General features: G+C 43.6%; 1 pseudogene. It reads right to left on the bottom strand.

The features are described from left to right. Positions 1-516: pseudogene (locus A3757_RS26445) on the bottom strand (chemotaxis protein); the annotation flags it as partial.

Raw genomic sequence — 516 nt, 5'->3', positions numbered from 1 at the left:
ATCAGCAAGGTCGGCAAGTTCATCAAGTAAACGTAAGATTGCGTTTTGGTTCTGTTCGTTCTGTTCTTCCGTCATTTGCAGACGATTTTGAGATTCGCGGTATAAGTACCAGCCAGCATAAACAATCAACATGATGATTAGCGCTAGAATGATATAAGCCGTATTCGGGTTAAAGAAGCGGTCATCAGCCTGGTTTTGGAACTGGTTCGATAGAGTAGATGTATCTTTTTTCAGTGCGATAGAATTTTCGAAGATAGAGTTAGCAGCGTTACGTACTTTGAATAGTTCGGGAGAGGTTTCAAGTATCGCTTTAACGTTACTGTCGACAAACTCAAAGAGCTCGGCGATCGCTTCAAGGCCGTAGATAGCATCTTCGTCAGTTACCTGAGAAATCTGCATAGCCTCATTGCCTTCAAACATGGAGTTCATTACACGTCCGAATAGTGTCGCATCTTCACCGAAGCGGTTGGCTGCAATAGCGGCATCTTCATCACCCGTAAGGATGTTGTTAACACT

The sequence above is a fragment of the Oleiphilus sp. HI0117 genome, from assembly GCF_001635235.1.
This window is presented reverse-complemented; position numbering and strand designations above follow the sequence as displayed.